This window comes from Nakamurella flavida (assembly GCF_030811475.1).
In the GTDB taxonomy this organism is placed as follows: Bacteria; Actinomycetota; Actinomycetes; order Mycobacteriales; family Nakamurellaceae; genus Nakamurella; species Nakamurella flavida.
On sequence record NZ_JAUSQV010000001.1, the window covers coordinates 3,741,986 to 3,767,264 of the forward strand.

The 25,279-nt window shown below is 73.6% G+C and carries 26 protein-coding genes and 1 tRNA gene; 20 read left to right on the top strand and 7 right to left on the bottom strand.

From position 1 onward, the window contains the following. Window positions 1–157 precede the first annotated feature (157 nt). From glp to J2S58_RS16630, 4 genes are all read left to right on the top strand, one after another. Complete coding sequence (gene glp, locus J2S58_RS16615) at window positions 158–1,381, top strand: molybdotransferase-like divisome protein Glp (RefSeq protein WP_205256297.1); 1,224 nt, start codon at window positions 158–160, stop codon at window positions 1,379–1,381. Window positions 1,382–1,474: 93 nt separating this feature from the next. Continuing rightward, window positions 1,475–2,062: a GNAT family N-acetyltransferase gene (locus J2S58_RS16620; RefSeq protein WP_306828968.1), complete on the top strand. Its 588-nt coding sequence runs from the start codon at window positions 1,475–1,477 to the stop codon at window positions 2,060–2,062. A gap of 198 nt (window positions 2,063–2,260) precedes the next feature. Continuing rightward, window positions 2,261–3,301: a divisome protein SepX/GlpR gene (sepX, locus tag J2S58_RS16625; RefSeq protein WP_205256295.1), complete on the top strand. Its 1,041-nt coding sequence runs from the start codon at window positions 2,261–2,263 to the stop codon at window positions 3,299–3,301. A 90-nt stretch (window positions 3,302–3,391) separates the two neighbouring features. Then, a tRNA-Ala gene (locus tag J2S58_RS16630) sits at window positions 3,392–3,464 on the top strand. A 102-nt stretch (window positions 3,465–3,566) separates the two neighbouring features. Here the strand turns inward: J2S58_RS16630 and J2S58_RS16635 are convergent. Continuing rightward, the gene (locus J2S58_RS16635) at window positions 3,567–3,899 is read right to left on the bottom strand and encodes a hypothetical protein (RefSeq protein ID WP_205256294.1); all 333 of its coding nucleotides are present in this window, start codon (window positions 3,897–3,899) and stop codon (window positions 3,567–3,569) included. A gap of 154 nt (window positions 3,900–4,053) precedes the next feature. On the opposite strand from J2S58_RS16635, the gene J2S58_RS16640 reads away from it, so the two are divergent. The 3 genes from J2S58_RS16640 to J2S58_RS16650 all read left to right on the top strand — a co-directional run bounded on the left by J2S58_RS16640 (window position 4,054) and on the right by J2S58_RS16650 (window position 5,666). After that, window positions 4,054–4,449 (top strand): hypothetical protein, encoded by a 396-nt coding sequence (locus J2S58_RS16640; protein WP_205256293.1) that lies wholly within the window; start codon window positions 4,054–4,056, stop codon window positions 4,447–4,449. A gap of 163 nt (window positions 4,450–4,612) precedes the next feature. After that, the gene (locus J2S58_RS16645; RefSeq protein WP_205256292.1) at window positions 4,613–5,344 is read left to right on the top strand and encodes a lysophospholipid acyltransferase family protein; all 732 of its coding nucleotides are present in this window, start codon (window positions 4,613–4,615) and stop codon (window positions 5,342–5,344) included. Window positions 5,345–5,492: 148 nt separating this feature from the next. Continuing rightward, a complete protein-coding gene (locus tag J2S58_RS16650) occupies window positions 5,493–5,666 on the top strand; it encodes a hypothetical protein (protein WP_205256291.1) in 174 nt (57 codons plus the stop codon). A 4-nt stretch (window positions 5,667–5,670) separates the two neighbouring features. Here J2S58_RS16650 and J2S58_RS16655 read toward each other — a convergent pair whose 3' ends face one another. After that, a complete protein-coding gene (locus J2S58_RS16655; RefSeq protein ID WP_205256290.1) occupies window positions 5,671–6,483 on the bottom strand; it encodes a glycosyltransferase family protein in 813 nt (270 codons plus the stop codon). Window positions 6,484–6,600: 117 nt separating this feature from the next. Here J2S58_RS16655 and J2S58_RS16660 point away from each other — a divergent pair, with 117 nt between their 5' ends. From J2S58_RS16660 to guaD, 11 genes are all read left to right on the top strand, one after another. After that, window positions 6,601–6,915 carry a hypothetical protein gene (locus J2S58_RS16660; protein WP_205256289.1) on the top strand — a complete coding sequence of 105 codons (315 nt, stop codon included), beginning with the start codon at window positions 6,601–6,603 and terminating at the stop codon, window positions 6,913–6,915. Then, a complete protein-coding gene (locus J2S58_RS16665) occupies window positions 6,912–7,397 on the top strand; it encodes a glutathione peroxidase (RefSeq protein ID WP_205256288.1) in 486 nt (161 codons plus the stop codon). The genes J2S58_RS16660 and J2S58_RS16665 overlap by 4 nt, the downstream gene beginning before the upstream one ends. Before the next feature lie 236 nt (window positions 7,398–7,633). Then, window positions 7,634–8,308: a hypothetical protein gene (locus J2S58_RS16670; RefSeq protein WP_205256287.1), complete on the top strand. Its 675-nt coding sequence runs from the start codon at window positions 7,634–7,636 to the stop codon at window positions 8,306–8,308. Further along, a complete protein-coding gene (locus J2S58_RS16675; RefSeq protein ID WP_205256286.1) occupies window positions 8,305–9,876 on the top strand; it encodes a GMC family oxidoreductase in 1,572 nt (523 codons plus the stop codon). Before J2S58_RS16670 ends, J2S58_RS16675 begins: the two co-directional genes overlap by 4 nt. 73 nt (window positions 9,877–9,949) lie before the next feature. Continuing rightward, window positions 9,950–10,684, top strand: coding sequence for a uracil-DNA glycosylase (locus tag J2S58_RS16680; RefSeq protein ID WP_306828976.1), 735 nt, complete (start codon window positions 9,950–9,952; stop codon window positions 10,682–10,684). Between the two features lie 122 nt (window positions 10,685–10,806). Next, window positions 10,807–11,355 (top strand): MauE/DoxX family redox-associated membrane protein, encoded by a 549-nt coding sequence (locus J2S58_RS16685; RefSeq protein WP_205257372.1) that lies wholly within the window; start codon window positions 10,807–10,809, stop codon window positions 11,353–11,355. Beyond that, entirely contained in the window at window positions 11,355–12,149 is a 795-nt protein-coding gene (locus J2S58_RS16690) for a hypothetical protein (protein ID WP_205257373.1), read from the top strand. Before J2S58_RS16685 ends, J2S58_RS16690 begins: the two co-directional genes overlap by 1 nt. Beyond that, a complete protein-coding gene (locus tag J2S58_RS16695) occupies window positions 12,146–12,685 on the top strand; it encodes a hypothetical protein (RefSeq protein WP_205257374.1) in 540 nt (179 codons plus the stop codon). The genes J2S58_RS16690 and J2S58_RS16695 overlap by 4 nt, the downstream gene beginning before the upstream one ends. Continuing rightward, window positions 12,682–14,220 (top strand): twin-arginine translocation signal domain-containing protein, encoded by a 1,539-nt coding sequence (locus tag J2S58_RS16700; protein WP_205257375.1) that lies wholly within the window; start codon window positions 12,682–12,684, stop codon window positions 14,218–14,220. The genes J2S58_RS16695 and J2S58_RS16700 overlap by 4 nt, the downstream gene beginning before the upstream one ends. Further along, a complete protein-coding gene (locus tag J2S58_RS16705; RefSeq protein ID WP_205257376.1) occupies window positions 14,217–15,008 on the top strand; it encodes a hypothetical protein in 792 nt (263 codons plus the stop codon). The genes J2S58_RS16700 and J2S58_RS16705 overlap by 4 nt, the downstream gene beginning before the upstream one ends. Before the next feature lie 173 nt (window positions 15,009–15,181). Continuing rightward, window positions 15,182–16,579 carry a guanine deaminase gene (gene guaD / locus J2S58_RS16710; RefSeq protein WP_205257377.1) on the top strand — a complete coding sequence of 466 codons (1,398 nt, stop codon included), beginning with the start codon at window positions 15,182–15,184 and terminating at the stop codon, window positions 16,577–16,579. A gap of 151 nt (window positions 16,580–16,730) precedes the next feature. On the opposite strand, the gene J2S58_RS16715 is transcribed toward guaD, so the two are convergent. After that, a complete protein-coding gene (locus J2S58_RS16715; RefSeq protein ID WP_205257378.1) occupies window positions 16,731–18,365 on the bottom strand; it encodes an ATP-dependent DNA ligase in 1,635 nt (544 codons plus the stop codon). Between the two features lie 190 nt (window positions 18,366–18,555). Between J2S58_RS16715 and J2S58_RS16720 the strand changes: the two genes are divergently transcribed. Further along, window positions 18,556–19,491, top strand: coding sequence for an NADP-dependent oxidoreductase (locus J2S58_RS16720; protein WP_205257379.1), 936 nt, complete (start codon window positions 18,556–18,558; stop codon window positions 19,489–19,491). 118 nt (window positions 19,492–19,609) lie between these two features. Here the strand turns inward: J2S58_RS16720 and J2S58_RS16725 are convergent, their stop codons facing one another. The 3 genes from J2S58_RS16725 to J2S58_RS16735 form a co-directional block, all read right to left on the bottom strand. Beyond that, window positions 19,610–21,052 (bottom strand): glucose-6-phosphate dehydrogenase, encoded by a 1,443-nt coding sequence (locus J2S58_RS16725; RefSeq protein ID WP_205257380.1) that lies wholly within the window; start codon window positions 21,050–21,052, stop codon window positions 19,610–19,612. Between the two features lie 70 nt (window positions 21,053–21,122). Next, complete coding sequence (locus J2S58_RS16730; RefSeq protein ID WP_205257381.1) at window positions 21,123–22,490, bottom strand: MFS transporter; 1,368 nt, start codon at window positions 22,488–22,490, stop codon at window positions 21,123–21,125. Beyond that, window positions 22,487–23,317, bottom strand: a complete 831-nt coding sequence (locus J2S58_RS16735) for a serine hydrolase domain-containing protein (RefSeq protein ID WP_205257382.1) — start codon at window positions 23,315–23,317, stop codon at window positions 22,487–22,489. Before J2S58_RS16735 ends, J2S58_RS16730 begins: the two co-directional genes overlap by 4 nt. Window positions 23,318–23,440: 123 nt before the next feature. Here J2S58_RS16735 and mmuM point away from each other — a divergent pair, with 123 nt between their 5' ends. After that, window positions 23,441–24,376 carry a homocysteine S-methyltransferase gene (mmuM, locus tag J2S58_RS16740; RefSeq protein WP_205257383.1) on the top strand — a complete coding sequence of 312 codons (936 nt, stop codon included), beginning with the start codon at window positions 23,441–23,443 and terminating at the stop codon, window positions 24,374–24,376. On the opposite strand, the gene J2S58_RS16745 is transcribed toward mmuM, so the two are convergent. After that, window positions 24,373–25,176: a DUF998 domain-containing protein gene (locus J2S58_RS16745; RefSeq protein WP_205257384.1), complete on the bottom strand. Its 804-nt coding sequence runs from the start codon at window positions 25,174–25,176 to the stop codon at window positions 24,373–24,375. The genes mmuM and J2S58_RS16745 overlap by 4 nt on opposite strands. Window positions 25,177–25,279 lie beyond the last annotated feature (103 nt).

Genomic DNA, 25,279 nt, shown 5'->3' on the forward strand with positions numbered 1-25,279 from the left:
CGTCGGTGGGGGTGTTTCGTCCCGTGACGCACGTTGTGTGCCGGGCCGGTCGCGGCGACGGAGCGCGGTCAGGCACTAGCGTGGCCCGCATGAATGCGCAGACATCCGTCCCGGCGGCGCGCCGCAGCACGGAGATCGTCGCGTGGCGGGTCGGTCGATGAGGTCCGTCGCCGAACACCTCGACCGGTTGTTGGCCTCCGCGCTCACCCCGCCGCCCGTCCGGGTGGCCATCTCCGAGGCGCAGGGTCTGCTGTGCGCCGAGGAAGTGGTGGCCAGCGCGGCGCTACCGTCCTTCGACCAGGCGGCGGTGGACGGCTACGCGGTCCGTTCGGTCGACGTGGTCCGCGCCTCGTCGGACAACCCGGTGGTGATGCCCGTGGTCGGCGAGATCGAGGCGGGAGTGCGCACCCCCCACCGTCTCCAACCGCAGCAGGCGGTGTTCGTGGCCACCGGGGCTCCGCTGCCCACGGTCGCCGACACGGTGGTGCCGCGGTCCGCTGTGGCCGGCGGCGGGGCGCGGATCACCATCACCCGCCCCGTGCCGTCCGGTTCCTATGTGCGGCGCACCGGGGAGGACGTGCAGCCCGGTGACGTGGCCGTCCGGTCCGGTGCCTTCATCGGCGCCGCGCAGGTCGGCCTGCTCGCCGCGGTGGGCCGCAGCAAGGTGCTGGTGCACCCGCGACCGCGGTTGTCCGTCATCTCTCTCGGCGACGAGCTGGTCGACGTGGCCCGCACTCCGGGCCCGGGCCAGGTCTACGACGTCAACTCCTTCGCCCTGGCCGCCGCGGCCCGTGACGCCGGCGCCGACGTGACGCGGGTGGGCATCGCCCCCGGTGACGCGCGGCGGCTGCGCGACCTCGTCGAGTCGCGCCTGCTGGTGTCCGAGGCCGTGGTGCTGGCCGGCGCAGCCGGCGGCCACCACGCCGAGGTCGTCGTGGAGGCCCTGGCGGAGTTCGGCACCATCGACCAGACCCGAGTGGCCATGCAGCCGGGGTCGGCCCAGGGCTTCGGCCTGCTGGGTCAGGACCGTGTGCCGACCTTCCTGCTGCCGGCGAACCCCGTGTCGGCGCTCGTCGTGTTCGAGGTGATGGTCCGCCCGGTGCTGCGCGTGATGCTGGGACGGCGGAATCCCTACCGCCGCACAGTGACCGCCCGCACCCTGGAGCCGATCGCGTCGCCGGCCGGACGTCGGCAGTTCCTGCGCGGCCAGTTGCTGCGCGACGACGACGACCACTACCTGGTGCACATCCTCGGTGGCGGTGGCACCCATCTGCTGGCCTCCCTGGCCGAGGCGAACTGTCTGGTGCTGATCGACGAGGCGACCACCGATGTGCCGGTGGGATCCGAGGTCGACGTCTCCTTCCTGGCCCAGCGGGCCTGATCGGTGGCGCCGACGGCCGGTCCCGGCGGATCGAGCAGTCGCCACCCGGGCTGGCCGGCGCGACTGGGCCCGGTGCAGTGCGCGGCGGGCCCGGTGGAGCTGCGCCCGCTGCGGCGATCGGACGGACGCGCCTGGCGCGCCCTCCGGCTGCGGGACCGCGCGCTCATCGAACCGTTCGACGCGTCCAGTGATCTGAGCTGGGCCGACCGGCACAGCGGTGCACTCTGGCGCTCGCACCGCTTCCTGCTGGCCGGCGGCGCCCGGCGGGGCGAGGTGGTGCCCTTCGCGATCACCGTGGGCGACAGGTTCGTGGGCCAGGTGACCCTGGGCGGGATCCAGCGGGGCGCGCTGCGCTCCGGATGGGTCGGGTACTGGGTCGACTCGGCCGTGCACCGCCAGGGGGTGGCCACCGCCGCCGTCGCCCTCGCGGTCGCGCACGCGCTCGGGCCCGTCGGTCTGCACCGCATCGAGGCCACCATCGCCCCGGACAACCTGGCCAGCCAGGCCGTCGTCCGACACCTCGGATTCCGCGAGGAAGGCCTGCTGGAGCGGTATCTCGACATCGCCGGGGCCTGGCGGGACCACCTGCTCTTCGCGGTGACGGCCGAGGAACTCCCGCACGGGCTGGAGCAGTTGCTCGCCCGTTGGCGCGACACGGGGGGCGGAACCGGGCGGCGGTGAGCGCCCCCTGAAGGGGTGCCGCCGGGTGCGTCGCGCAACCCTCGACGACCGATCGAGCGGCCACCACCCGTTCGGGGGCTGGTGTTGCGTCGAACTGCGCGTGTCTGCGCTGTTCGGGGTGCCCGCGTGGCTACCGTGACTGCTGGGATCAACCGGCGGTCGGCTGGTCTCTCGCACCATCGGGTCCTGGGAGGCCGCGTGAACATCCTGACGTCACTGCTCGTGGTCGGGCTCGTCGTCGCCTGGCTCGTGGTCCTGGTGCCCATGGTGTCCCGCAGTCGGGCCCGGGTCCCGCAGATGCGGTACGAGGGCGAGGGGCACCGCGTGCTGGCCCGTGACGGCCGCTCGGTGTCGGCCCGTCGTCGAACGCGTGTCGCGGGCGCGGTCCCGTCGGCCGCTGTCGGCAGCTTCAATTCCGTGAGAGGCGATCGTTCCATGCGCGAGGAGGCAGTACCGGTGAGCGTCGGGTCAGGATTCGACCAGCAGCACCCCGCGGACGCGGCAGAGGAGTGGCAGGCCGCGCAGGCCGAGGCCGCCCGGCGGCGGACCCCGGAGCCCGAGGTCACCCAGGACGAGCAGGAGCAGCCCCAGGGTCGCTTCGCGCGCTTCGGCCGCATCCGTCGCGGATCCCACCCGGCCGCCCCGGCCGAGCTGGAGACCGGGCTCGACGAGGCGCCGGAGGCTGCGCCCGACATGTACGAGGACGCGGACGCCGAGCAGTGGGGTGGGGACGACGAGCAGCGCCCGGAGACCGACGAGCACGTTGCCGACGAGCAGATGCGCCCCATCCCGCGGCGTGCCGGTCGGGGCGGGTTCGATCCCGATGCCGCCGCCGTGGCCCAGGCCTTCCGCTACAGCCGACGCCGTCGGGTCGCCTTCACCCTGCTCATCGCCACCGTGGCCCTGGCCGCGATCGCCCTGATCCTCACCCCGGTGGCCTGGATCGGCAGCGCGCTGGCCGGGGTGCTCCTCGTCGGGTACCTGGTCTACCTGCGCCGCCAGGTGCGCATCGAGGACGCCGTCCGCCAGCGCCGGATGGCCCGCCTGCAGCGGGCCCGGCAGATCCGCCCGGAGCACACCGCCGGCGCACGCACCGATCTCGGCCCGATCCCCGGCCCGGCGTCCCCGGTCAACCTGCACCGCACCCGGCAGATCGTGGCCGTGGACGACGACGATCCGGCCTTCGACGATCTCGTCCACTACGAGCCCATCGAGTACCGGCGGGCCGTCGGCCAGTAGTCGGCACCAGCAGACCCCGTGGGGCGTCCCGGTTTCGGCCGGGGCGCCCCACACTGCTATTGTCATCCGGTCGCAGCATGCTGCGGTGTCGGGGCTGTAGCGCAGTTGGTAGCGCGCTTCGTTCGCATCGAAGAGGTCCGGGGTTCGATTCCCCGCAGCTCCACAATCCCGCTGCTCCCGAACTGCCCCGCCGTGAGGCGGGGCAGTTCTGCGTTCGGCCACCGGCGTGCCCCGGGCCGACGCACACGCGCCTCCTGGCGACGGATCAGAACACCGTCGGCAGGCGGTCCTCGTCGCTCGGGCGCGGGGACCGCTCGGCCGGGAGCACGGCGCGCAGGACCAGGCCGGCCGCGATCAGGATGGGCCCGACGAGCAGCCCGACCGTCAACAACGGGGACAGGTAGGCCTGCGTGAGGAAGGCGTACGCCTGGGTCGAGCGCGGCAGGGTGTCCACGACCGGGAAGTACAGCCAGGACATGGCGATCGCCACCGCGGTGAGCCCCAGCCCCCACCACCACAGGCCGGCCGGAGTCAATCGGGGCGGTTGCAGGGTCATCTCGGTACTCCCGTCCTGGGTGTTCGTGGAGTTGACGTCCATGGAGTGCGGGTGGTCCGGAGTATCGGGCCCGGTCGTTCGCGGGGCAAGGGTCATGATCTTCGGGGATCGACCGCCCGGGGCCTCATTGACCTGTGGCAGGGTCCACCACCACCACCACCACCACACCACCACCGCCGATGAGGAGGTCACTCTGATGTTCTGGCATCGCCCTTTCCTGCGGCTGGTCATGGCCGGCGTCCTGGGCGCTGCACTGGGCACCGCCCTGGACGCGCTGATCGGCGGAGGAGCCGTCCTGGGGTCCGGGCTCCCGCAGGCGTTCCTGGCCACGCTGCCCTTCTTCGCCAGCCCCCTGCGCAGACGCACTTCGAAGGGACTCGCCGCCGCCCAGGATCGGATCGGTCTCGCCTGCGTGGTGCTGCTGGGAGTGCTGGAGGCCGGGTTCGGTGTCGTCCGGGTCGTCACCGGGGACTCGTCTGGCCAGCGGGTCATCGCCGGTGTCGTCGTCGGTCTGGGGGTTGCCTGCGTGGTGCTGGCCGCCGCTGTCCTGTCCCGACCCCGCCGGGGGGCACGGGAGGGACGCCTGTCCTGAGCGGACGGTGTCGGCAGGGCTGAGGGTGGCATGCAGGACCCGTCGCACTCCCGGCGTGATCCGTTGAGCAACCCCGGGTCGGCGGCACCGGATGGGCCCGGGCCGCACGGGTGCGAAAATGTGGTGCCCGCGGACGCCCCCGGGTCACAGGGACGGAGACCCGATGGATCAGCTGCCCCCGCCCCCAGAACCGTCGAGCGGGCCCGCCGAGCGCTCGAGCCGCACCTACCGCATCGTCGTGGCGTGCGCCCGGCCGATCGTCCGAGGCTGGGGTCGGCTGACCGTGGAGGGACTGGACGTGCTGCCCGGGTCGGGGCCGGTGGTGATCTTCGCCAACCACGACAGCATGTGGGACCCGCTGACCATCGCCGTGGCGGCGGGACACCGGCGGCAGATCCGGGCGCTGGCCAAGGCGTCGCTGTGGCGCATCCCGGTGCTGGCGCAGGTGCTGGACGGCATGGGGCAGATCCCGGTCCGGCGGGGCCAGAAGGACGCGTCGGCCATGGACGCCGCGGTCCAGGTGCTCACCGACGGCGGATGCATCGGCATCTTCCCCGAGGGCACGGTGACCCACGGCAGGATCCTGCGCGCCCGCAGCGGCGCCGGCCGGCTCGTGCTGGGGGAGCCCGCGTCCCGGATCGTCTGCGCGACCGTGGAGGGCACCACGGACATGGTCGCCTTCCCGCGGCGGCCCCGGCTCCGGGTGCGCTTCTTCTCCCCGACCGGCGGTGGTCCGCGGCCCGGGGAGGACGCCGTCGAGCTGTCCACCCGCATCCTCGCCGAGCTCCGGGCGGAGGTCCCCGCGCGAGCGTCCCGCCGACGTCACCGACGGCCCCTCCCGGTGGGCGTGCCGGGCGATCGTCCCGGGACGCCGCCCGGGCACCCGGAGGGCTGAGCAGGACGGGCCGGCCCCGCGCCGCGCCGCCGATGGGGGGAGTTCACGTTCCCCCGGCCGGTCCGTCGATCGGTGGACCTCCTCGCCGCCGCGGCCGCGGGAGGGTCGAGGGACGCCCGACCGGGGCGCCGCCGACGAGGAGGACCCGATGCGCAGCACGATCACCCGGACCCGCCGCGACGCAACCTGCCTGCTCGCCGGTCTGGCCCTGCTCGTCACCGGCGTCGTGGTCGCCGAGTGCGGACCGGGGGTCACGGCGGGGTCCGCCGACGTCCAGCTGGTGCGGGCCATCCCGCACCGGGTGTCGTTCGAGGCGCGGTGAGGCGTCAGCCGCTGCGGTACCAGCTCCCGGCACTGCCGAAGTTGTGGGGCGGGAAGGCGTGTTCGCTGAGCCCGGCCCGGGCCCGCCAGTCGGCGCCCCACTTGGCGTCCATGCCGTCGACGATTTCCAGCCGGGCGCGTTCCCGGGTCTCCTCCGGCAGGCCGTTCATGGTGCCGCGCCGCAGGTGCGTGAGGTAGGCGGACTCGGTGATGACCGCCCGCATGCCGGCGTCCCGGGCCCGCAGCGAGTAGTCGATGTCGGCGCCGTAGCCGTGCCGCGGGAAGGCGACGGTGTCCAGCGGGCCGAGTTCCCGATAGGCGGCGATCGAGAACGCAAGACCGGTTCCGTCGCAGAACGGCACGTCCCGGTAGGCGCGGGCCGGGGCGAAGTCCGCCGGGTCGTCCACCGGCGGGCGCAGCCGCTGGTGCAACCAGAAGTCGTCGTAGCAGGGCGCCGCCACCGCAGCCCCGTCACACTCGGCCAGGCCCAGGCTCACCCAGTACGGCAGGTCGGCCGACAGGCGGGTGTCGTTGTTCAGGACGAGGCACACGTCTTCGCCGCGCTCCGCGGCATCGGCCAACGCCCAGTTCGTCGACCCGATCCAGCGCAGGTTCTCCCCGGACCGGTACACCGACACCCGGTCGTCGGTCACGGCCGGTTCGTAGTCACCCCGGTTGTCCACGACCACGATCCGGCTGTGCGGCAGCAGGTCGCGGTCGTCGCGGACGAGGTCGCCGAGCACGGCGTCGGTCAGGGCGGCGGAGCCGTAGGCGGGGATGACGATCAGCACGGACTGGGCGAGAGGTGCGGGGTTCACCGGACCATCATCGGTGAGGCCGCCGCCGTCCCGACACCGGCCGGACCTGAGCATCGGGTCCCCCTCGGGACGTGGCTACTGTCGAGCCCAGGGCTCCACAGTGCTGAGGAAGGTCCCATGCTCGGTTTCGTGTTCCTGGTGGGCGTGTTGATGACCGCCCTGGGCTTCTTCTTCCCGGTGCACCTCGCGCCCGGCCGGTCGATGTGGCGGGACGGTGCGCTGGCCGCCGTGGTCGCCATGGTGTTGATCTTCCCGGTGGTCGGGTTGGTGCTGGGCGTCCAGGGCTGGGGGCTGATCGGCGGGGCGGTCGCCCTGCTGGCGTTGTGCCTGGGCCCGGCGATCGGCACGGCGGCCCGGCGCCGGCTGCCGGGCCGCCGGATGCCGGTGCTCCCACCGCTGGCCCCGGAGCTGCCGCCTAATCTGGGCCGATGACGACCCTGCAGGACATCCCGTTCACCACCATGGCCGGAGAGCAGGCTTCCCTGGCGGACTACGCCGGTCAGGTGGTGCTGGTGGTCAACGTCGCCTCGCGCTGCGGGCTCACCCCGCAGTACGCCAAGCTCGAGACGCTGCAGAAGCAGTACGGGGAGCGCGGATTCACCGTGCTCGGCTTCCCCAGCAACCAGTTCTTCCAGGAGCTGGGCAGCGATGAGGCCATCGCGCAGTTCTGCTCCGCGACGTACGGGGTGACCTTCCCGGTGCTGGCGAAGATCAAGATCAACGGCCGGTCGGAGCATCCGCTCTACACCGAGCTCAAGCGCACCCCGGACGCGTCGGGCAAGGCCGGGCGGGTCAAGTGGAACTTCGAGAAGTTCCTCGTCACCCCGCAGGGCGAGGTGCACCGGTTCCGGCCGTCCACCGAACCGGACGCCCCGGAGATCATCGCCGCGCTGGAGGCGGCCCTGCCGCGATGATGCGCCGGTGATGCCGAACTGATCTTGGTGCGAGGTCCACCGACTCCACCGGCGATTCCCCTGCCGGGGTCCGGGGCCCGCTGTACCGTCGGTACCGGACGTGACCGAGGTCATCGTCCAGCGCCCAGTGTCGGGTCGTCGGTTCGCCCGTGTGGTCCGTCCCTGGTGCCTGCACCTCCACCGCGCGACCGACCACGTGAGACCGACACGTGGGACCGACGAACAGGGGCCGAACAATGACGTTTCCCGCGAAGTTCCCCTCGCTGAACGAGACCTCGTTCACCGACCGCGCCCGCACCGTGCTGATCCGGGTCATCCGCGTGGCCTTCCCGCACGCCAAGGTGCCCGACGCGCCGTACGAGCGCACCGCCGACTTCATCCTCTCCGAGGCCAAGGCGTCCAACTGGTTCCGGGTGTCGATGACGCAGGGCCTGAACTCCCTCGACGACCTGGCCGACGGCGACTTCTGCCACCTGGACGACGAGCGCGCGTACGCGGTGCTGAAGGACATCGAGTCCACCGACTTCTTCGGCTTCATCCGCCGCACCACGGTGCTGAACTTCTACGACGACCCGGAGGTGTGGGCGGCGCTGGGATACCAGGGCTCCTCCTTCGAGCACGGCGGCTACCTGCACCGCGGATTCGACGACCTGGACTGGCTGCCCGATCCCCGAATCGAGGAGTACGACGGCCCGGAGGAGTTCGTGGCCTTCGCCGAGAAGCCGGGCGACCCGATCGTCGCGCTGCCGACGGACACCGACGTCCCGGACAGCACCCAACCGGCCGAGCCACCGACGGGGGTGCCCGACCAGGTCGACGGGGAGATGCGGGCCACGCTGTCCGCCGAGCAGGGCCCGCACCAGGGTGCGGCCCAGGCCGGCCGCTCGACCGAGACGGCGGGCGTCCGATGAGCGGCACCACCTTCGGGCACGACGACGAGGTCGTCGTGGTCATCGGGTCCGGAGCCGGCGGCGGCACCATGGCCGATCAGCTCACCGCGGCCGGGCTGGACGTCGTCGTCCTCGAAGCGGGCCGGCACATCACCCACGAGGAGTACGTCAACAACGAGTGGGAGGCCTTCAACCAGATGGCCTGGCTCGACCCGCGCACCACCACGGGCAGCTGGCGCATCGCCAAGGACTTCCCCAACCTGCCGGCGTGGATCGTCAAGGCCGTCGGCGGCACCACCACCCACTGGTCCGGCGCGACCCCCCGGTTCCACGCCCACGAGTTCGGCACCGCGCGCTCCTACGGGAACGTCGACGGTGCCAACCTGCTGGACTGGCCGATCACGTTGGACGACCTCGCGCCGTACTACACGATGGCCGAGAACAACATCGGCAGCACCCACCGCGGTGGGCGGAAACCGTTGCCGGCCAACAACAACTACAAGGTGCTGGCCAACGGGGCCGAGCGGATCGGCTACCGGTTCTACGCCACCGGCCCGTACGGCACGAACGCCGAGCCCTACGACGGGCGACCGGCCAGCATCCAGGACGGCTTCAACTTCCAGGGCGACAAGAACAAGTCCAAGTGGAGCACCCTGGTCCGGGAGATCCCCCGGGCCCTGGCCACCGGCCACCTGGAGCTGCGTCCGAGCTGTCATGCCGTGCAGATCACCCACGACAAGCAGGGCCGCGCGGACGCCGTCCTCTACCTGGACGCCGACGGCAACCTGCAGCGGCAGAAGGCCCGCATCGTCTGCGTGGCCGGCAACGCCATCGAGACGCCGCGGTTGCTGCTGATGTCGGCCAGCGCGATGTTCCCCGACGGGCTGGCCAACTCCTCGGGCCAGGTGGGTCGCAACTACATGCGGCACACCACCGGCTCGGTGTACGCCCAGTTCGACGGGGCGGTGAACATGCACCGCGGCGAGACGATGGCCGGTCTGGTCGCCGACGAGTCGCGGCACGACCCGTCCCGCGGGTTCGCCGGCGGCTACTACATGGAGACCATCTCGCTCGGGGTGCCCTTCCTGGCCGCGTTCGCCGACCCGGGCGCCTGGGGGCCGGCGTTCACCTCGATCCTCGAGGGCTACGCGCACACCGCGGGGCTGTGGGTCATCGGCGAGGACATGCCGCAGGAGACGAACCGGATCACCCTGAACGCCTCGGTGACGGACAAGCACGGTCTCCCGGTGCCCAACGTGCACTTCGACGACCACCCGAACGACATCGCCATGCGGGAGCACGGTTACCAGCAGGCCACCCTGCTGTACGAGGCGGTCGGCGCGACCAGCGTGCACCGCACCCCGCCCTACCCGTCCACGCACAACATGGGGACCGCGCGGATGAGTGCGCGCCCCGACGACGGGGTGACGAACGCGTTCGGCCGGGCCCACGACGTGCCCAACCTGTTCGTCTCCGACGGGTCGGTGTTCACCACCGGTGCGGCGGCCAACCCGACGTTGACCATCGTGGCGCTGGCCATCCGGCAGGCCGAGCACATCATCGCCTCGCTCAAGACCCAGCAGGTCTGACGCGGCGGACCCGTTCGCGGCCCGGAGACGGTGCGCGCGAACGGGTCCGCCGGCCTGCTGGCACGCTGGGGTGATGGACGCGCAGATGCCCGCCCGGGCGGCCGCCGCCCGCACCCTCGGCGAACTCGACCTGATGGTCGCCGACTGCGCGGCCTGCCCGCGGCTGGTCGCCTGGCGGGAGGAGGCGGGCCGGGTCAGACGCGCCTCCTACCGCGACGAGACCTATTGGGCCCGGCCTGTTCCCGCCTTCGGTGACGAGGCGGCCCGGGTGCTGGTGGTCGGGTTGGCGCCCGCCGCGCACGGCGGCAACCGGACCGGCCGGATGTTCACCGGTGACCGCAGCGGCGACGTGCTGTTCGCGTCCCTGCACCGCACCGGGTTCGCCGCCCGGCCGACGTCCACGCACCAGGGCGACGGGCAACGGCTCACCGGTCTGCGGATGACGGCGCCGGTGCACTGCGCCCCGCCGGACAACAAGCCCACCCCGGAGGAGCGGCGGACCTGCTCGGCGTTCCTGGAACGGGAGCTGGCCCTGCTCGGCCCGACCCTGCGGGTGGCCGTGGTGCTCGGCGGGTTCGGTTGGCAGGCGCTGATGATCACCATGACCGAGCTCGGCTGGTCGGTGCCCCGCCCCCGCCCGGTCTTCGGCCACGGCGCCGAGGTGGCCGTCGGCCACCCCGACGGCCGCCGCCTGACCGTGCTGGGCAGCTACCACGTCAGCCAGCAGAACACCTTCACCGGGCGGCTCACCCCGGCCATGCTCGACGACGTGCTCACCCGGGCGGCTGCCCTCGCCCCCGGGGAGTGAGGCCGGGCGGCCCGTCGGTTCGTCCGATCGGTGACATCCGTTCCCGCTGAACCCTTGTCCCGTTCGTCCCGCCGTGGGTACGGTCAGCCATCTTTCCCGCACATTGGGTGACAGGGAGTGGCGTGATCGGTCTGCTGGGTGCCTGCGCGCTGCTGCTCGGTGCCGCCGGGGTGGCGAAGGTGCTGCGCCCCGCCCCCACCGCCCGGGCCGCCCGGGCCCTGGACCTGGCCATCGCCGACCGCCTCTCCGGGCACCTGTCCGTCCGCCTGCTCGGCGGGCTGGAGATCGTCGTCGCGGTGAGTGTGCTGGCCGGCGGCGGGGCCCGGGCCGCCGCCGCGCTCGCCCTGGCCTACCTGCTGCTCACCGCCGTCGCCGTGCGGCTGCTCACCGTCGCCCCGGACAGCGACTGCGGCTGCTTCGGCACCGCCCGGGAGCCGGTCAGCCGGCTGCACGTGGTGGTGAACGGGGCCTGTGCGCTGGTCGGGGTGGCCGCCGTCCTCGCGCCACAACCCGCGTTCACCGCAGCCGTGGCCTCAGCTACGACCTCGGCCGGGGTCACGGCCGGGGTCGCGCTGGTGATCGTGGTCGGGGTGCTCGCCGCCCTGCTCGGCGCCCTGATGACCGCCCTGCCCGCCCTGATGTCGGCCCGAGCGAAGGTGGCCACCCCCTGATGACGATCGTGTTGATCCTGCTGTGCGTGGTGGTGGCCGTCCTCGCCGTCCTGGTGGTCGGTCTGCTGCGGGCCTACGCCACCGTGCTGCAGCGCCTGCACCAGTTGGACGGCGGCAGCGCCCCCGTGGCCGCGAACACCCCGCCGCCGTTCCGCACGGTGGACACGGTGCCCGCCCCGCCCGCCGGCGCGGGCCGCGACGACGCGGAATGGCCGGTGGGACACGACGTCTCCGGTGTCGGGCTCGACGGGGAGATCCTGTCCGTCCGGGTACTGGGGGTGCCGCGGGACACCGTGCTGCTGTTCCTGTCGTCCGGCTGCGCCGGGTGCGCGGTGTTCTTCGCCGATCTCGCCGCCCGCACCGTCGCCCTGCCCCCGTCGGCCCGGCTGCTCGTCGTCGCCCACGACGCGCACGAGGAGTCGGTCTCGCTGCTGCGCGAGCTGTGCCCGCCCGGCGTCGACCTGGTGCTGTCCACCCGGGCCTGGGAGGACTACGCCGTGCCGGGGTCGCCGTACGTCATGGTGGTGGACGGCCGCCGCGGCCGGGTGGTCGGCGAGGGCTCGGGCTCCTCGCTGCGGCAGGTCGCCACCCTGATCCGGCAGGCCGTGGGCGACGGTGCCGCCGGGCTCGACCTGCCCCGGATGCCCGGCAAGCCGCGGGCGGACGTGGAACGCGAGTCCGACGTCGACGATGCCCTCCTGGCCGCCGGCATCACGCCCGGCCACCCCAGCCTGTACGGCGCTCCGCCCCAGGCCGAACACCTGCACCTGCACGACATCAGCGGGTCCCGGTGACCACGCCGGTCCCCGCCCCGCCGGCGGCCACCCTGAGCGGGTTCGGCCTGGCCGCCACCCTGCCGGACGAGTGGGAGGGCCGCATCTACCGGCGGGCGGAGCCGTCCGCCGCCTTCGCCCCGCGGTCCCGCGCCGCCACCCCCGACGGCCGGGGCACCGACGGCTGGGCGGGGGAGCAGACCCACCCCGTCATGCACCTGGCCACCTTCGCCCTGCCCGCCCAGCGCGGCGACTACGGGTCCGGCGCGGTGGAGATCATGGGCCCGGCCGATGTCTTCGTGGCCCTGCTGGAGTTCGGGCCCGAATGCCTGGGCTCGGCCCTGTTCCGCACGGTGGGGCTGCCCACCGTGCGCGCCGGCTCGTTCGATCCGCAGGCGTTGCAACGCCGCCTGGCCGGTCAGGCCGGCTGCCAACTGTTCTTCACCGCAGCGTCCCGGGCCTGGTGCCTGTACGTGGTGATCGGCGACGCCCGCCGGGCCGCAGCGGCCGCTGCCCGGGTCAACGCCCTGCTGGCCGGACTCGAGGTGGACGCGTGACCACGACCCTGTCCGAACGGGTGGTCAGCCGGCTCACCCGGCGCGCCGGCCGCCGCCCCCAGGCCTCCCGGCGGGGCTTCCTGGGCGGCGCCGCCCTGACCGGCGCCGCGCTGGCCGTCAACCCGTGGGGGTACCTGGTCCGCCCGGCGAGCGCCTACGACACCGTGTGCGGTCTGGACGCGGGCTGCAACGACGGCTACTCGGTGTTCTGCTGCACGATCAACGGCGGTGCCAACAGCTGCCCGCCCAACTCCTTCATCGGCGGCTGGTGGAAGGCCGACAACTCCTCGTTCTGCGGGGGCTCGGCCCGCTACTACATCGACTGCAACGCCTACAAGGGCGACGGCGCCTGGCAGTGCCGGTGCGCCAGCGGGACCTGCGACGAGCGCCGGGTGGCCTGCAACCAGTTCCGTTACGGGCAGTGCAGCCTGGAGGTCCCGCAGTCGGCGAGCGGCCCGGTGGTCTGCCGGATGGTCTCGTGCACCCCGCCGTGGCAGCAGTACGCCGGCGTCTGCACCGCCTCCAGCGCCACCGACAACCGGACGGCCACGCACTCTGCTCCCTGCAACGGCCAGGACCCGGTCGGGGCGCTGGACGGCGTCACCCCGGTCCCCGGTGGTATCCGGCTCTCCGGGTGGGCGCTCGACCAGGACCAGGGCGGCACCGAGATCCAGATCGCGGTGTACGTCGACGACGGTGGCCGGGGCTGGTTCCCGACCGGGGTGCCGCGCTCCGACGTGGCCGCGGCCTACCGGGTCCCGGGCAATCATGGCTTCGACGTCGTCGTCCCGGCCGACCCGGGCCAGCACCGGGTTGCCGTGTACGCCATCAACGTGGGCGGCGGGGCGACCAACCCGCTGCTGGGGACCCGGACGGCCACGGCCGGCCCGCCCGCCGTCCGGTCGCCCATCGGCAACCTGGACGGGGTCACGCCCGGACCGGACGGCACGGTGCGGGTCACCGGATGGGCCGTCGACCCGGACGCCCCCGCCACGGCGATCCCGGTCGCGGTGTACCGGAACGGGCAGGGCGTGGCCTGGTTCCCCACCGGCGGCGACCGGCCCGACGTCAACGCCGCGCTGGGCGTCGGGGGCCGCCACGGCTTCGCCGTCACGCTGACCGTGCCGCCGGGCGACCACGAGATCGCCGTGTTCGGCATCGACGACGACGGCCGGGCGGGGAACAGCCTGCTGGGTGTCCGCACCGTCCGCGGCACCGGCTCCCCGCGCGGCAGCCTGGACTCGGCGGTGGACACCGGCGGTGCCGTCCGGCTGGCCGGCTGGGCCTACGACCCCGACCGCCCCGACGACGCGATCCAGGTCGCGGTCTACCGCGACGACACCGGCATCGCCTGGTTCCCCACCGGCGGGGAGCGCCCCGACGTCAACTCCGCCTTCGGCATCGGCGGGCGGCACGGATTCGTGGTCACCGTGCCCACCGCTCCCGGTCGGCACACGTTCACCGTCTTCGCCATCAACGTGGGCGCGGCCGCGGGGAACCCCGTCATCGGCTCGCTGACGGTGGACGTCCGATGACGCTGCTGGTCGTGGTGGCCGCGGTGCTCGTGGTGGCCGCGGCCGTCCGGGGGGTGTTCTCCCCGTGCGGGCTGTCGATGATCTCGGCCATCACCCCGTTCTCGGAGCGGGCGCGCGGCAACGCCTACGGCTGGACGGCGGCCTGGTTCGTCGCCGGCGCCGTCGGCGGTGGCCTCCTGCTCGGCGGTCTCGGCGGGGCGGGCGCACTGCTCGGCCGGCTGGTGGACGACGAGACCTTCGGTGGGCCGCCGGTTCTGGCCCTGGCATCGGTGTGCGCGCTGGTCGCCCTGGCCGCGGACCTCCCGGGGCTGGCCTTCCGGCTGCCGCTGCACCCCCGCCAGGTCAACGAGCGGTGGATGGCCGGCTACCGCCGGTGGGTCTACGCCGCCGGGTTCGGCGCGCAGATCGGCACCGGGTTCGCCACGTACATCATGACCGCGGCGACCTACCTGGTGCCGGTGTACGGGGCGTTGACCGGGTCGGTGCCGACCGCGCTGGCCCTGGGAGCCGGCTTCGGCGCCGCTCGCGGCGCCGCGGTCCTGCTCAGCTGCCGGGCCACCGATCCCCACCGCCTGCGGCGCCTGCACGCCGCGCTGGCCGTGGCCGCGCCGTGGACGGTGCGCGCGACGGTCGTCCTGCTCGCCCTGGCCGCGGTCCTGCTGGCCGGGGCCGCGGCGGGCGTGGCCGGCGCGGCGGTGGCCGCCCTCATCGCGGCCGTTCTCGCCGCCGCCTCCATGACCCGGCGGCGACCGTCGGATCGGACGGAGCCCGAGCCCGCGCTGGTGTGACCTCGGTCCGTCGAGTGCGGCGGCCGAGCGCGGGGTGAGCGGCCGCGGGCGCGGGCGGTGACCGTCCGCACGGGGGCGTGACGCTGCGCCTGCGATCATGCCGTCGGACGCGGGGGCCGTGCCGTCCGTCGCCCCGGTGTGCAGCCGGCGGACCACCGACCTGAGGAGAAGCAGTGGCGAAGACAGCTGTACGGGGCACCTTTCTCGATTTCGTCGACGATCCGTGGACGCACGTCGGCGCCGAGACGGAGGCGACGCGGTTCTTCGCCGACGGCCTGCTGGTGATCTCCGACGGCCTGGTCGTGGCGTTCGGCGACTACGCGGAGACGGCGGCGGCCCACCCCGACGCGGAGATCACCCACCTGCCCGACCGGCTGATCGTGCCCGGATTCGTCGACGGACACATCCACTTCCCGCAGACCCGGGTGCTCGGCGGGTACGGGGAACAGCTGCTCCCCTGGCTGCAGAAGACGGTCTTCCCCGAGGAGCGTCGATATGCCGACCGCGAATACGCCCAGGAGGGTGCCCGGCACTTCTTCGACACCCTGCTGGCCTCCGGCACCACCACGTTCCAGGCCTTCACCTCCAGTGCCCCGGTGTGCACGGAGGTGCTGTTCGACGAGGCAGCCCGGCGCAACATGCGGGCCATCGCCGGCATCACGGCCATCGACCAGAACGCCCCGGACTGGTTCCAGATCTCGCCGGCGGACTTCTACGCCGCCGCCACCGAGCAGATCGCGGAGTACCACGGCAAGGGCCGCAACCTCTACGCCATCACGCCCCGGTTCGCCTTCGGCGCCACCGAGGAACTGCTCGAGACGTGTCGCCGGCTCAAGGAGGAGAACCCCGATGTGTGGGTCCACACGCACATCTCGGAGAACCCGGCCGAGATCCGCGGGGTGCTGGACCTGCACGCGGACTGCACCGACTACCTGGGCGTGTACGAGAAGTACGGCCTGGTCGGCCCGAAGTTCACCGGCGGACACGGCGTCTGGCTCAGCAATGGCGAGTTCCGCCGCATGTCCGACAGCGGTGCGGCGGTGACTTTCTGCCCCTGCTCCAACCTGTACCTGGGCAGCGGGTTGTTCCGCCTCGGCCGGGCCACCGACCCCGAGCACCGCGTGCGGATGACCTTCGGGACCGACGTGGGTGGCGGCAACCGGTTCAGCATGCTCAACGTGCTGGAGGACGCCTACAAGGTCGGCATGCTGAACAACTGCATGCTCGACGGCAGCATCGTGCCCAGCGATCAGGATCTCGCCGAGTCCGAGCGCAACAAGCTCTCCCCGCTGCGCGCGTTCTACTCGATCACCCTCGGCGGCGCCCAGGGCCTCTACATCGACGACCGGGTCGGCAACTTCGACCTCGGCAAGGAGGCCGACTTCGTCGCGCTGGACTGGAACGGCGGACCGCCCGCGACGGCCTGGCACATGAGCCTGCTCGCTCCGGACGGCGGGCCCACCACCGTGCAGGACGCGGCCGAACTGCTCTTCGGGATCATGATGGTCGGTGACGAGCGCGCCGTGGACGAGACCTGGCTGATGGGGCAGCGCGCCTACAAGAAGGCCTGACCCCGGGGCAGACCCAGGATCTGACCACGATCTGGAGACCGAGTTCCTGGCCTGGCAGCGCCAGACCTTCGCGGCCGAGTCGCGGTTCGACGAGTTCGTCGGCCACGAGGTAGGGATCGACGGTCGGCACCCGATCGCAGGGTGCCGGCCGTCACCCGGCCGGCGGTCGGTCCGTCGCGTCCCCGTCCGTTCCCGCCGCGCCCTCGTCGGTGCCTTCGTCGGTGCCCTCGTCCGTGCCCTCGTCGGTGACCGGATGCAGGGCGAGAACCGTCGCCAGGGTGTCGATCTCGTCGGGTGTCTTGTCCTCCCGGTAGCGCAGCACCCGGGCGAACCGCAACGCGACCCCGCCCGGATAGCGGGTCGAGCGCTGCACGCCGTCGACCGCGATCTCGGCGACCAGCGGCGGGTCGATGAAGACCGCCGCCTTCGTCCGCCGTGACTCCCGGGCCGGGAACTCCTCCGTCTGCCAGGCCAGCAGTGCGTCGGTGAGGCCCTTGAAGGTCTTGCCCAGCATGACCAGTTCGCCGTCGGCGCCGCGGGCGGCCAGGTGCAGGTTGGAGAGCTTGCCCTGTCGGCGCCCGTACCCCCACTCGGCCCCGATCACCGCGAGATCCAGGGTGTGCCGGGGTTTCACCTTGACCCAGCCGGAGTCGCGGCGCCCGGCCGCGTACGGCGCCGCCGGATCCTTGACCACCGCGCCCTCGTAGCCTCCGGCCACTGCGGCGTCGAACGCCTCCTGCACCTGCTCGACGGTGTCGGCCACCGTGCGGGGCACCAGCAGGTCGGCCGGGATCAGCCTGCGCAGCAGCGCATCCCGCTCGGACAGCGGGCGGTCGATGAGGTCCTCGCCGTCCAGGTGGAGCACGTCGAAGCAGAAGAGCCGCAGCGGGGTCTGCCGCCGACCGGCCGCCGGGTCCAGGCTGCTGCCCGTGCGGGACGCGATGACCTGGAACGGCAACGGGCGTCCGTCCCCGCCCACCCCGACGACCTCGCCGTCGAGCACCAGCGACACCGCGGGCAATGCCTGCACCGCCTCGACGATCTCCGGCAGCCGGTCGGTGATCTCGTCCAGGCTCCGGGTGAACAGCGCCGTGCCGTCCGGCCCGTGGTGCACCTGCACGCGGATGCCGTCCAGTTTGGTGTCCACCACGGCCGGCAGCCCGGACTTCGCCACCGCGCCCACCGCGTCCGGGGCACTGGCGGCCAGCATCGGACGCACCGGGAGGCCGAGCCGGATGGTCAGCGCGGCCAGGTCGGCCAGGCCCGCGTCCGGGTCGCCCCGGTGGGCGGCCAGCATCGCCGCGACCGCGGGCGTCGAGCCGAGCAGCATCGAGGCGCGCCGGACCGCCGCCACCGGAACCCCGAAGGCCTGCGCCACGCCGTCCTGGACGACGGCGTCCAGCGCGCCCTGCCGGACCTCACCGAAGACCAGGGCCCGCAGGAAGGGCTGCTCGGCCGCGGTGGCCCGGGCGAACACCTCCCGGACCTGGTCCGCGCGACGGCCCGCCGAGCCGGGGCCGGCCAGTGCGGCGATCCGTTCGAAGGTGTCGTCCACCTCGGCCACCGTCAGGCCCGGTTCCGCGGCCGGGTCGGGCAGTGACCCCAGGGCCGCCCACCCCACGCCCGTCCGTCGTTGGCGCAGCGCCCCGGACAGATGGCTCACCACCACGGCCATCTCGGTCGGGTCCGCCGCCGACACCACCTCGGCGATCACCGCCCGCTTGGCGAGCCGGGACCGGGTGGCGGCGAGGGCGGCCGAGGCGTCGGCGAGCCGGGCGAGGAGCATGCCCCCATGGTGTCCTGTGACCCCGACATCCGCCGGGATGCCCGGTCACCCACCGACCCGGACGCCCCGACACCCCCGGAACACCGGTCGGCCGGCGGGTGTTGCTCCGGGGGAGGCACGGGACCACCCGGGAGACCGGGAACCGGGAACCGGGCCGACATCGAGCGAGGACCGAACAGAGGAGCAGGCGATGCCACGCGCTTACGCGTTCACCGAGTACGGCGGGGTCGACACCCAGGACTTCGTCGATCTGCCGGAGCCGACCCCCGGCCCCAGCGAGCTGCTGGTGCAGGTGCGAGCGGCCGGGGTGAACCCGATCGACTGGAAGATCCGCGCCGGCCACCTGCAGGCATTCATGCCGGTGACCTTCCCCGCGGTGCTCGGCCGCGAGGTGTCCGGGGTGGTCCGCGGCGTCGGCAAGGACGTGGCCGGGTTCGCCGTCGGCGACGAGGTGTTCGGGCCGGTGGCCCCCGGATCCGGCGGTTACGCCGAGTTCGCGCTGGTCACCGCCACCTCCGCGGCCAAGAAGCCGGTGCACGTCTCGTTCACCGATGCCGCCACCCTCTCGGTGGCCGCCGGCACCGCCCACGACGCCCTGCAGCAGCTGGAGCTGATCGAGGGCCAGACCCTGCTGATCACCGGAATCGGCGGGGGAGTCGGCGTGGCCGCCGCGCAGCTGGCCCGGGACGCCGGCGTCTTCGTGCTCGGCACCGGCAGCGAGAGCAAGCGCGCCCTGGTCGAGTCCCTCGGCGCCACTCTGATCGACTACCACCAGGACGTTGCCGGCCAGGTGCGGCAGCTGTTCCCGGACGGGGTCGACGCGGTGCTGGACGTGGTCGGCGGGGACGCGCTCCGGGACGTGGCCGGGCTGCTCTCGCCCTTCGACGGCGGGGACGTCCCGCGCATCGTCAGTTCGGCCGACCCGCAGACGGCCGCCGAAGTGGGCGGCACCTCCGTCGAGCGGCAGCAGACCACCGAGGTCTACACCGCGTTGGCCCAGCTCGTCGCCGACGGGAAGCTCGATCCGCACGTGGAGGACACCTTCACCCTCGACCAGGCCGCCGAGGCCCTCGCCGGGGTCGAGGGCGGCCACTCCCGCGGCAAGATCGTCATCACGGTCTCCTGACGCCGGGCCCCGCGCCCGGACAGGACGCGACTCTCCCGCGGACCCGATGCGGACAGCAGCAGGGCGGTGGCCGATCCGGCCACCGCCCTACTGCGTCTGCAGACCCGGGAGCCTGCGCTCAGCGCAGGAACCACACCCCGGGCTCCGCGAGCCGGTCGACGTCCGCCGGACCCCAGCTGCCCGGTGCGTAGTCCTGGACGGCAGGTCGGTCCGCGGCCAGGGGCTGGACGGCCTCCCAGGCGGCACGCAGTCCGTCCACTCCGGTGAACAGCGACCGGTCGCCGTGCAGCACGTGGTGGATCAGGTGGGTGTAGGGCAGGGCGGGCTCGCCGGGCAGATCGGTGCGCTGCAGCGTGGCCGTGCCGGTCACCGCGCCGCCCTGCACCCCGGGTGCGCGCAGGGTGACGCCGATGTCCAGGGCGGCCCCGTCGAGCAGCGAGAAGCTGATGACGGCGGGGTCGGCCGGCGGGTCGCCGGCGTACGGGCCGTCGACGGCCGGCCGCAGGACCAGGGTGATGCGCTGTTCGTCGGCGGCCATCTTCTTGCCCGACCGCAGCAGGAAGGGCACGTCGCGCCAGCGGTCGTCGTCGACCCACAGCCGGACGGCGGCCAGGGTGTCGGTGGTCGAGTCGGCCGGGACACCGTCGATGTCCAGGTACCCGTCGAACCGGCCGAGGACGACCTCGGCGGGGTCCAGCGGCCGGAAGCGCTGCACGGCGGCGTCCCGGGCGGCCTGGACGGTCTCGGGCCGCAGATCGGCCGGGGCGTCCATGGCGACGGTGGCGGCGATCTGGAACAGGTGGGTGACGATCATGTCCAGGAAGGCGCCGGTGGCGTCGTAGAACTCGGCGCGCTGGGCGACGTCGAGGGTCTCGGCGATGTCGATCTGCACCTGGGCGACGTGCTCCCGGCTCCACAGGGCGGCCAGCCACGGGGTGGCCAGCCGGGCGTGCAGCACGTCCTGCACGGCCTCGAAGGCCAGGAAGTGGTCGATCCGGTACACCTGTTCCTCGGTGAAGACCTCCTGCACGGCGTCGTCGAGCTCGGTGAAGGACGCCAGCGAGGTGCCGTAGGGCTTCTCGTAGACGATCCGGCAGCCCTGCACCAGGTCGTGTGCGTCGATCGCCCGGGTGGTCGGCAGGAACGCCTTGGGTGGGATGGCCAGGTAGTGCACCAGCTGCGCGTCCTCCCCGAGGTCCGCGCGCACCTGCGTCAGCACGTCCGGCACCTCGCCGGCGTCCTCGGCCGTGAACCCGCCCCCCGCGAAACGCAGATGCCGCGCGAACTCGTCCCACGGCCCCTCGTCCGGGTGCGGGCCGAACTCGACGAGGGCGTCATGCACGTGGTCGCGGAAGGAGGCGTCGGTCATGTCGCCGCGGCCGCTGCCGATCAGCGCCCACCGCTCGGGCAGCAGGCCCTGCAGGGCGAGCTGGAAGAACGCCGGCAGCACCAGCCGCCGTCCCAGATCACCCGATGCCCCGTACATGAGGAAAACGGTGGGCGGCAGATCCGCCGGCGCACCGGTCGGTTCGGGGGAGGACGCGGGGGAGGGCTCGGTCATGGGTACGACGGTAAGGCCGGGGCGGCCGTCCGGTCACCACCGCCGGCCCCCGCGCGCGGCGGTCGAACGGTCACTCCTGGAGGACCTGGCCGCGTCGCTCGGGCAGGAACAGTGCCCCCACCGCGGCCACCACGAACACCGCACCGAACACCGAGAACAGGGCGACGGTGCCGCCGGCCTCGCGCAGCAGCGGCACGGCGAGCGGGGCGAGGACGGAGGCGATCCGGCCGAACCCGGCCGCCCAGCCGGCCCCGGTCGCGCGCAGCCGCGTCGGGTAGACCTCCGGGGTCACCGCGTAGAGGGCACCCCAGGCGCCGAGGTTGAAGAACGACAGCAGCATGCCGGTGGCGATGATCCACCCGTCGCCGGAGGCCAGCCCGAACAGCCCGGCGGCCACCGCCGAACCGGTGAGGAAGATCGCCAGGGTCCGCCGGCGCCCGATGCGTTCCACCGCGATGGCCGACGCGGCGTACCCGGGCAGCTGGGCCAGGGTGATCAGCAGGGTGTACCCGAACGACTTGACCAGGGAGAACCCGTCGGCGACCAGCACCGTGGGCAGCCAGATGAAGGCGCCGTAGTACGAGAAGTTGACGCAGAACCAGACCAGCCACAGGGCGGCCGTGCGGCGGCGCAGGGCCGCCGACCAGAGCGCAGCGACCCCTCCGGCTCCCTTCTCGGCGGGCACTCCCGCCGCGGCGTCCGCGGTCGGTTCCGGGGTGGCCGCGGCCGGGGCGGTCGCGGGATCGGTGACGCCGGCCGAGGTCTCGAAGCGGCGGACGGTGGCCTCGGCCTCGGAGTGCCGGCCCCGTCCCTCCAGGAAGCGGACGGATTCCGGCAGGCCGAGCCGGACGACCACGGAGTACAGCGCCGGGATCGCCCCGAGCGCGAGCGCCCAGCGCCAGCCGTCGTCCCCGAGCGGCACCACGAAGAACCCGATGAGCGCGGCCAGCGTCCAGCCCACCGCCCAGAAGGCCTCCAGCAGCACGATGACCCGGCCACGGATGCGTGGCGGGGCGAACTCGCTGACCAGGGTGGAGGCCACCGGCAGTTCGGCCCCCAGGCCCAGGCCGACGAGCACCCGCAGGGCGATGAGTGCCCCGACCGACCAGGAGAGTGCGGACAGGCCGGTGGCCAGGCCGTACACGAGCAGGGTGACGGCGAAGACCTGGCGTCGGCCGATCCGGTCGGCCAACAGCCCGCCCAGCCCCGCGCCGATGGCCATGCCGATGAACCCGGCCGAGGCGACCCAGGACAGCTGGCCGGACGAGGCGCCCCAGACCACGGCGAGCTGGGCGAGCACGAAGGAGATGAGCCCGACGTCCATCGCGTCCAGGGCCCAACCCACGCCGGACCCGACGAGCAGCTTGCGGTGCTGGGGAGTGAACGGCAGCGCATCGAGCCGTTCGGTCCGGGTGCGGCCGACGGGCGGGGCGCTCACGCCGGGGTCCCGTCGCGGTGCGCGGCCAGCACCGCAGTGGCCAGCGGCGGCCAGGCCTGGACGGCCCACGGTCCGAAGGCGGTGTCGCACAGGGAGACGCAGGCCAGGTCGGCCTCCGGGTCGACCCACAGGAAACTGCCGGACTGTCCGAAGTGGCCGAAGGTGGCGGGGGAGTTGTCCGCGGAGGTCCAGTGCGGGGACTTGTGGTCGCGGATCTCGCAGCCCAGGCCCCAGTCGTTGTGCTCCTGGCGGCCGTACCCCGGCAGCACCCCCGACAGGCCGGGGAACGCCGTCGTCGACGCGGCCGCCACCACCCCCGGCAGCAGGTGGGTGGAGTGCAGCAGCTCGGCGGCGAGCCGGGCCAGATCGTCGATGGAGCTCTCCGCGCCGTGCGCCGGTGACCCGGCCAGCTCGGTCTCCGCCATGCCCAGCGGGTCGAGCACGCGATCGTGCAGCTCGGCGGCGAAGTCCGTCCCGGTCCGGGCGGTCAGGTGCTCGGCAGCCAGTTCGATGCCCCGGTTGGAGTACACCCGGCGCGTCCCGGGGGCGGCGAGCACCCGGTCGCTGTCCATCGACACCCCGGAGCAGTGGGACAGCAGATGGGCCAGGGTGGCCCCGGGCGGGCCCGCGGGATCGTCCAGGGACACCGTGCCGTCCAGGGCCGCGTCCAGCACGGTGAGCGCGGTGAGCACCTTGGTCACCGACGCCCACCGGAACCGGGCCGTCGGGGTGCCGACGGTCACCGAAGCCAGCACGCCGCCGGGGCCGACCACCGCGACCGCCGCCGAGCCCACCGGCCAATGCTCGAGCTGCTGCCGCAGGTCCACGTCCGCCTCCTGGTTCCCCGTGCCCGATGTCCGCCGGGCCCGCCGTGCAGTCTTGCAGCCGACGGCGGCCACCTCCCGCTCCGCGTCGCCGGGGGCCGGCGAGCGGGGAAATAGCATCGCCGGGTGACCACCCCGAGCCCCGCCCCCGCCTCCTTCGTCGATGCGCTGGCCGCCGGCCCGCTCGTCCTGGACGGTGGCCTGTCCACCGGGTTGGAACGACGCGGCCACGACCTGCGCACGCCGTTGTGGACGGCCCTGCAGCTCCTCGAGGACCCGGGCGCGATCGGCGCGGTGCACGGCGACTTCTTCCGGGCCGGGGCGCAGGTCGCCATCACCGCCTCCTACCAGGTCTCCTATTCCGGCTTCGCCGCTGCCGGGCTCGACGACGAGCGCACGGAGGCGGCCCTGCGCGAGAGCGTCGCGTTGGCCCGCCGGGCTGCCCAGGACAGCGAGTCCGGAGAGGGGCCGCGGTGGGTGGCCGCGTCCGTCGGGCCCTACGGGGCGGCGCAGGCCGACGGATCGGAGTACCGGGGTGACGACGGGCTGACCGTGGCCCAGTTGCGCGCCTGGCACCGGGCACGGTTGCAGGTGTTGATGGAGGCGGGGGCCGACGTGCTGGCCCTGGAGACGGTCCCGTCCGCACGGGAGGCGGAGGCGCTGCTCGCCGAGGTGGCCGGCACCGGACGTCCCGCCTGGCTCTCGCTGACGTGCGCCCGGGGCCGGACCCGGGACGGTGTCCCCGCCGAGGAGGCATTCGCCCTGGCCCGCGAGGTGCCGGAGGTGGTGGCCGTGGGGGTCAACTGCGTGGACCCGGCCGAGGCCGACACCCTGATCGCCCTGGCCGCGCAGGCCTCGGGCAAGCCCGTGGTGGTCTACCCCAACGGCGGACGCCGATGGGACGGCGCGGCCAGGGAGTGGACCGGGTCGCCGACCGCCCTGGCCGATCGGGCCGACGGTTGGATCACCGCCGGTGCCCGGCTGGTCGGCGGGTGCTGCGAGGTGGGACCGGACGAGCTGCGACCGCTGGCCGAGCGGGTGCGCCGGGCCGACCGGGTCTAGCGGTCGGCCCCGGCGGGCGGGGGCGGGACCGGGCGGGTGTGCCCGGGAACACCCACCCGTGCGACGCGCATCGCCCAGAGGCCGACGGCCAGCACGGCCAGCACCTCGGTCAGCGCCAGGCCCCGCTCGACGGTGCCGAGCGGGATGGCCCGGTACCAGGGCACACCGGTGACCGGGGCGAGCAGGAACGACCCGGCCAGCGGGCTGAACCAGACGAGCGAGGCGACGCCGAGCCAGAACCCGGCCCGGGCCCAGCCGGGGCGGTGCACGCGTCGGCCTCCGCGGCCCCGCCGGGTCAGCAGCATCACCGCGACGGGGAGGGCGAGGAACGCGACCAGGCTGGCGACGCGGTGGATCTGTCCGTCGGTGCTCGGGCCCACCGCCCAGTTGTGCTTGGGGAACACCACCAGGGCCAACAGGGCCGCCGACCAGACCAGACCCAGCAGCACCCCGGCGCTGCCCGGGCGGGCCAGGCGCTGGGTGACCAACGCGGCCAGGATGCACACGGAACCGGCGGCCAGGGCGACGACGCCCAGGTTGAACAGCCATGCGCTGTCGGTCAGGGCGTACTCGCTGATGGTCCGGCGGGCCCAGGAGATGCCGGCGGTGGGGCCGGCGAGGTGCAGGTATCCGACGGCGAGCAGGGTGACCGCGACGAGGGCCAGACCGGCAGCGGCCATGCCCCGGGCCAGGCCGCCGACGACCACCGAGGTGGTGGCGGCCCCGGCTGCGTCGGTGGGGGCGGTGTCCGGGCCGGGGGACGTCCGGGAGCCTGCCGACAGCATCGAATCCTGGGTCATCCGGCGACTCCCGTTGTGGCCGCGTGCGGCGTTCGTCGTCGTCAGCCGGCGGTCACCGCACGACGGGACGGATCATGGAGCGTGGTCGCCCCCTCCTCCACGG

Coding starts and splice junctions, on each gene's coding strand:
- J2S58_RS16725 (WP_205257380.1), bottom strand. CDS start 21,052: ATGACCGAGCCCTCCCCCGCGTCCTCCCCCGAACCGACCGGTGCGCCG.
- J2S58_RS16745 (WP_205257384.1), bottom strand. CDS start 25,176: ATGACCCAGGATTCGATGCTGTCGGCAGGCTCCCGGACGTCCCCCGGC.
- J2S58_RS16690 (WP_205257373.1), top strand. CDS start 11,355: ATGACGATCGTGTTGATCCTGCTGTGCGTGGTGGTGGCCGTCCTCGCC.
- J2S58_RS16675 (WP_205256286.1), top strand. CDS start 8,305: ATGAGCGGCACCACCTTCGGGCACGACGACGAGGTCGTCGTGGTCATC.
- J2S58_RS16715 (WP_205257378.1), bottom strand. CDS start 18,365: ATGCTCCTCGCCCGGCTCGCCGACGCCTCGGCCGCCCTCGCCGCCACC.
- J2S58_RS16665 (WP_205256288.1), top strand. CDS start 6,912: ATGACGACCCTGCAGGACATCCCGTTCACCACCATGGCCGGAGAGCAG.
- J2S58_RS16660 (WP_205256289.1), top strand. CDS start 6,601: ATGCTCGGTTTCGTGTTCCTGGTGGGCGTGTTGATGACCGCCCTGGGC.
- J2S58_RS16650 (WP_205256291.1), top strand. CDS start 5,493: ATGCGCAGCACGATCACCCGGACCCGCCGCGACGCAACCTGCCTGCTC.
- J2S58_RS16720 (WP_205257379.1), top strand. CDS start 18,556: ATGCCACGCGCTTACGCGTTCACCGAGTACGGCGGGGTCGACACCCAG.
- J2S58_RS16640 (WP_205256293.1), top strand. CDS start 4,054: ATGTTCTGGCATCGCCCTTTCCTGCGGCTGGTCATGGCCGGCGTCCTG.
- J2S58_RS16645 (WP_205256292.1), top strand. CDS start 4,613: ATGGATCAGCTGCCCCCGCCCCCAGAACCGTCGAGCGGGCCCGCCGAG.
- J2S58_RS16635 (WP_205256294.1), bottom strand. CDS start 3,899: ATGGACGTCAACTCCACGAACACCCAGGACGGGAGTACCGAGATGACC.
- J2S58_RS16705 (WP_205257376.1), top strand. CDS start 14,217: ATGACGCTGCTGGTCGTGGTGGCCGCGGTGCTCGTGGTGGCCGCGGCC.
- J2S58_RS16670 (WP_205256287.1), top strand. CDS start 7,634: ATGACGTTTCCCGCGAAGTTCCCCTCGCTGAACGAGACCTCGTTCACC.
- J2S58_RS16680 (WP_306828976.1), top strand. CDS start 9,950: ATGGACGCGCAGATGCCCGCCCGGGCGGCCGCCGCCCGCACCCTCGGC.
- glp (WP_205256297.1), top strand. CDS start 158: ATGAGGTCCGTCGCCGAACACCTCGACCGGTTGTTGGCCTCCGCGCTC.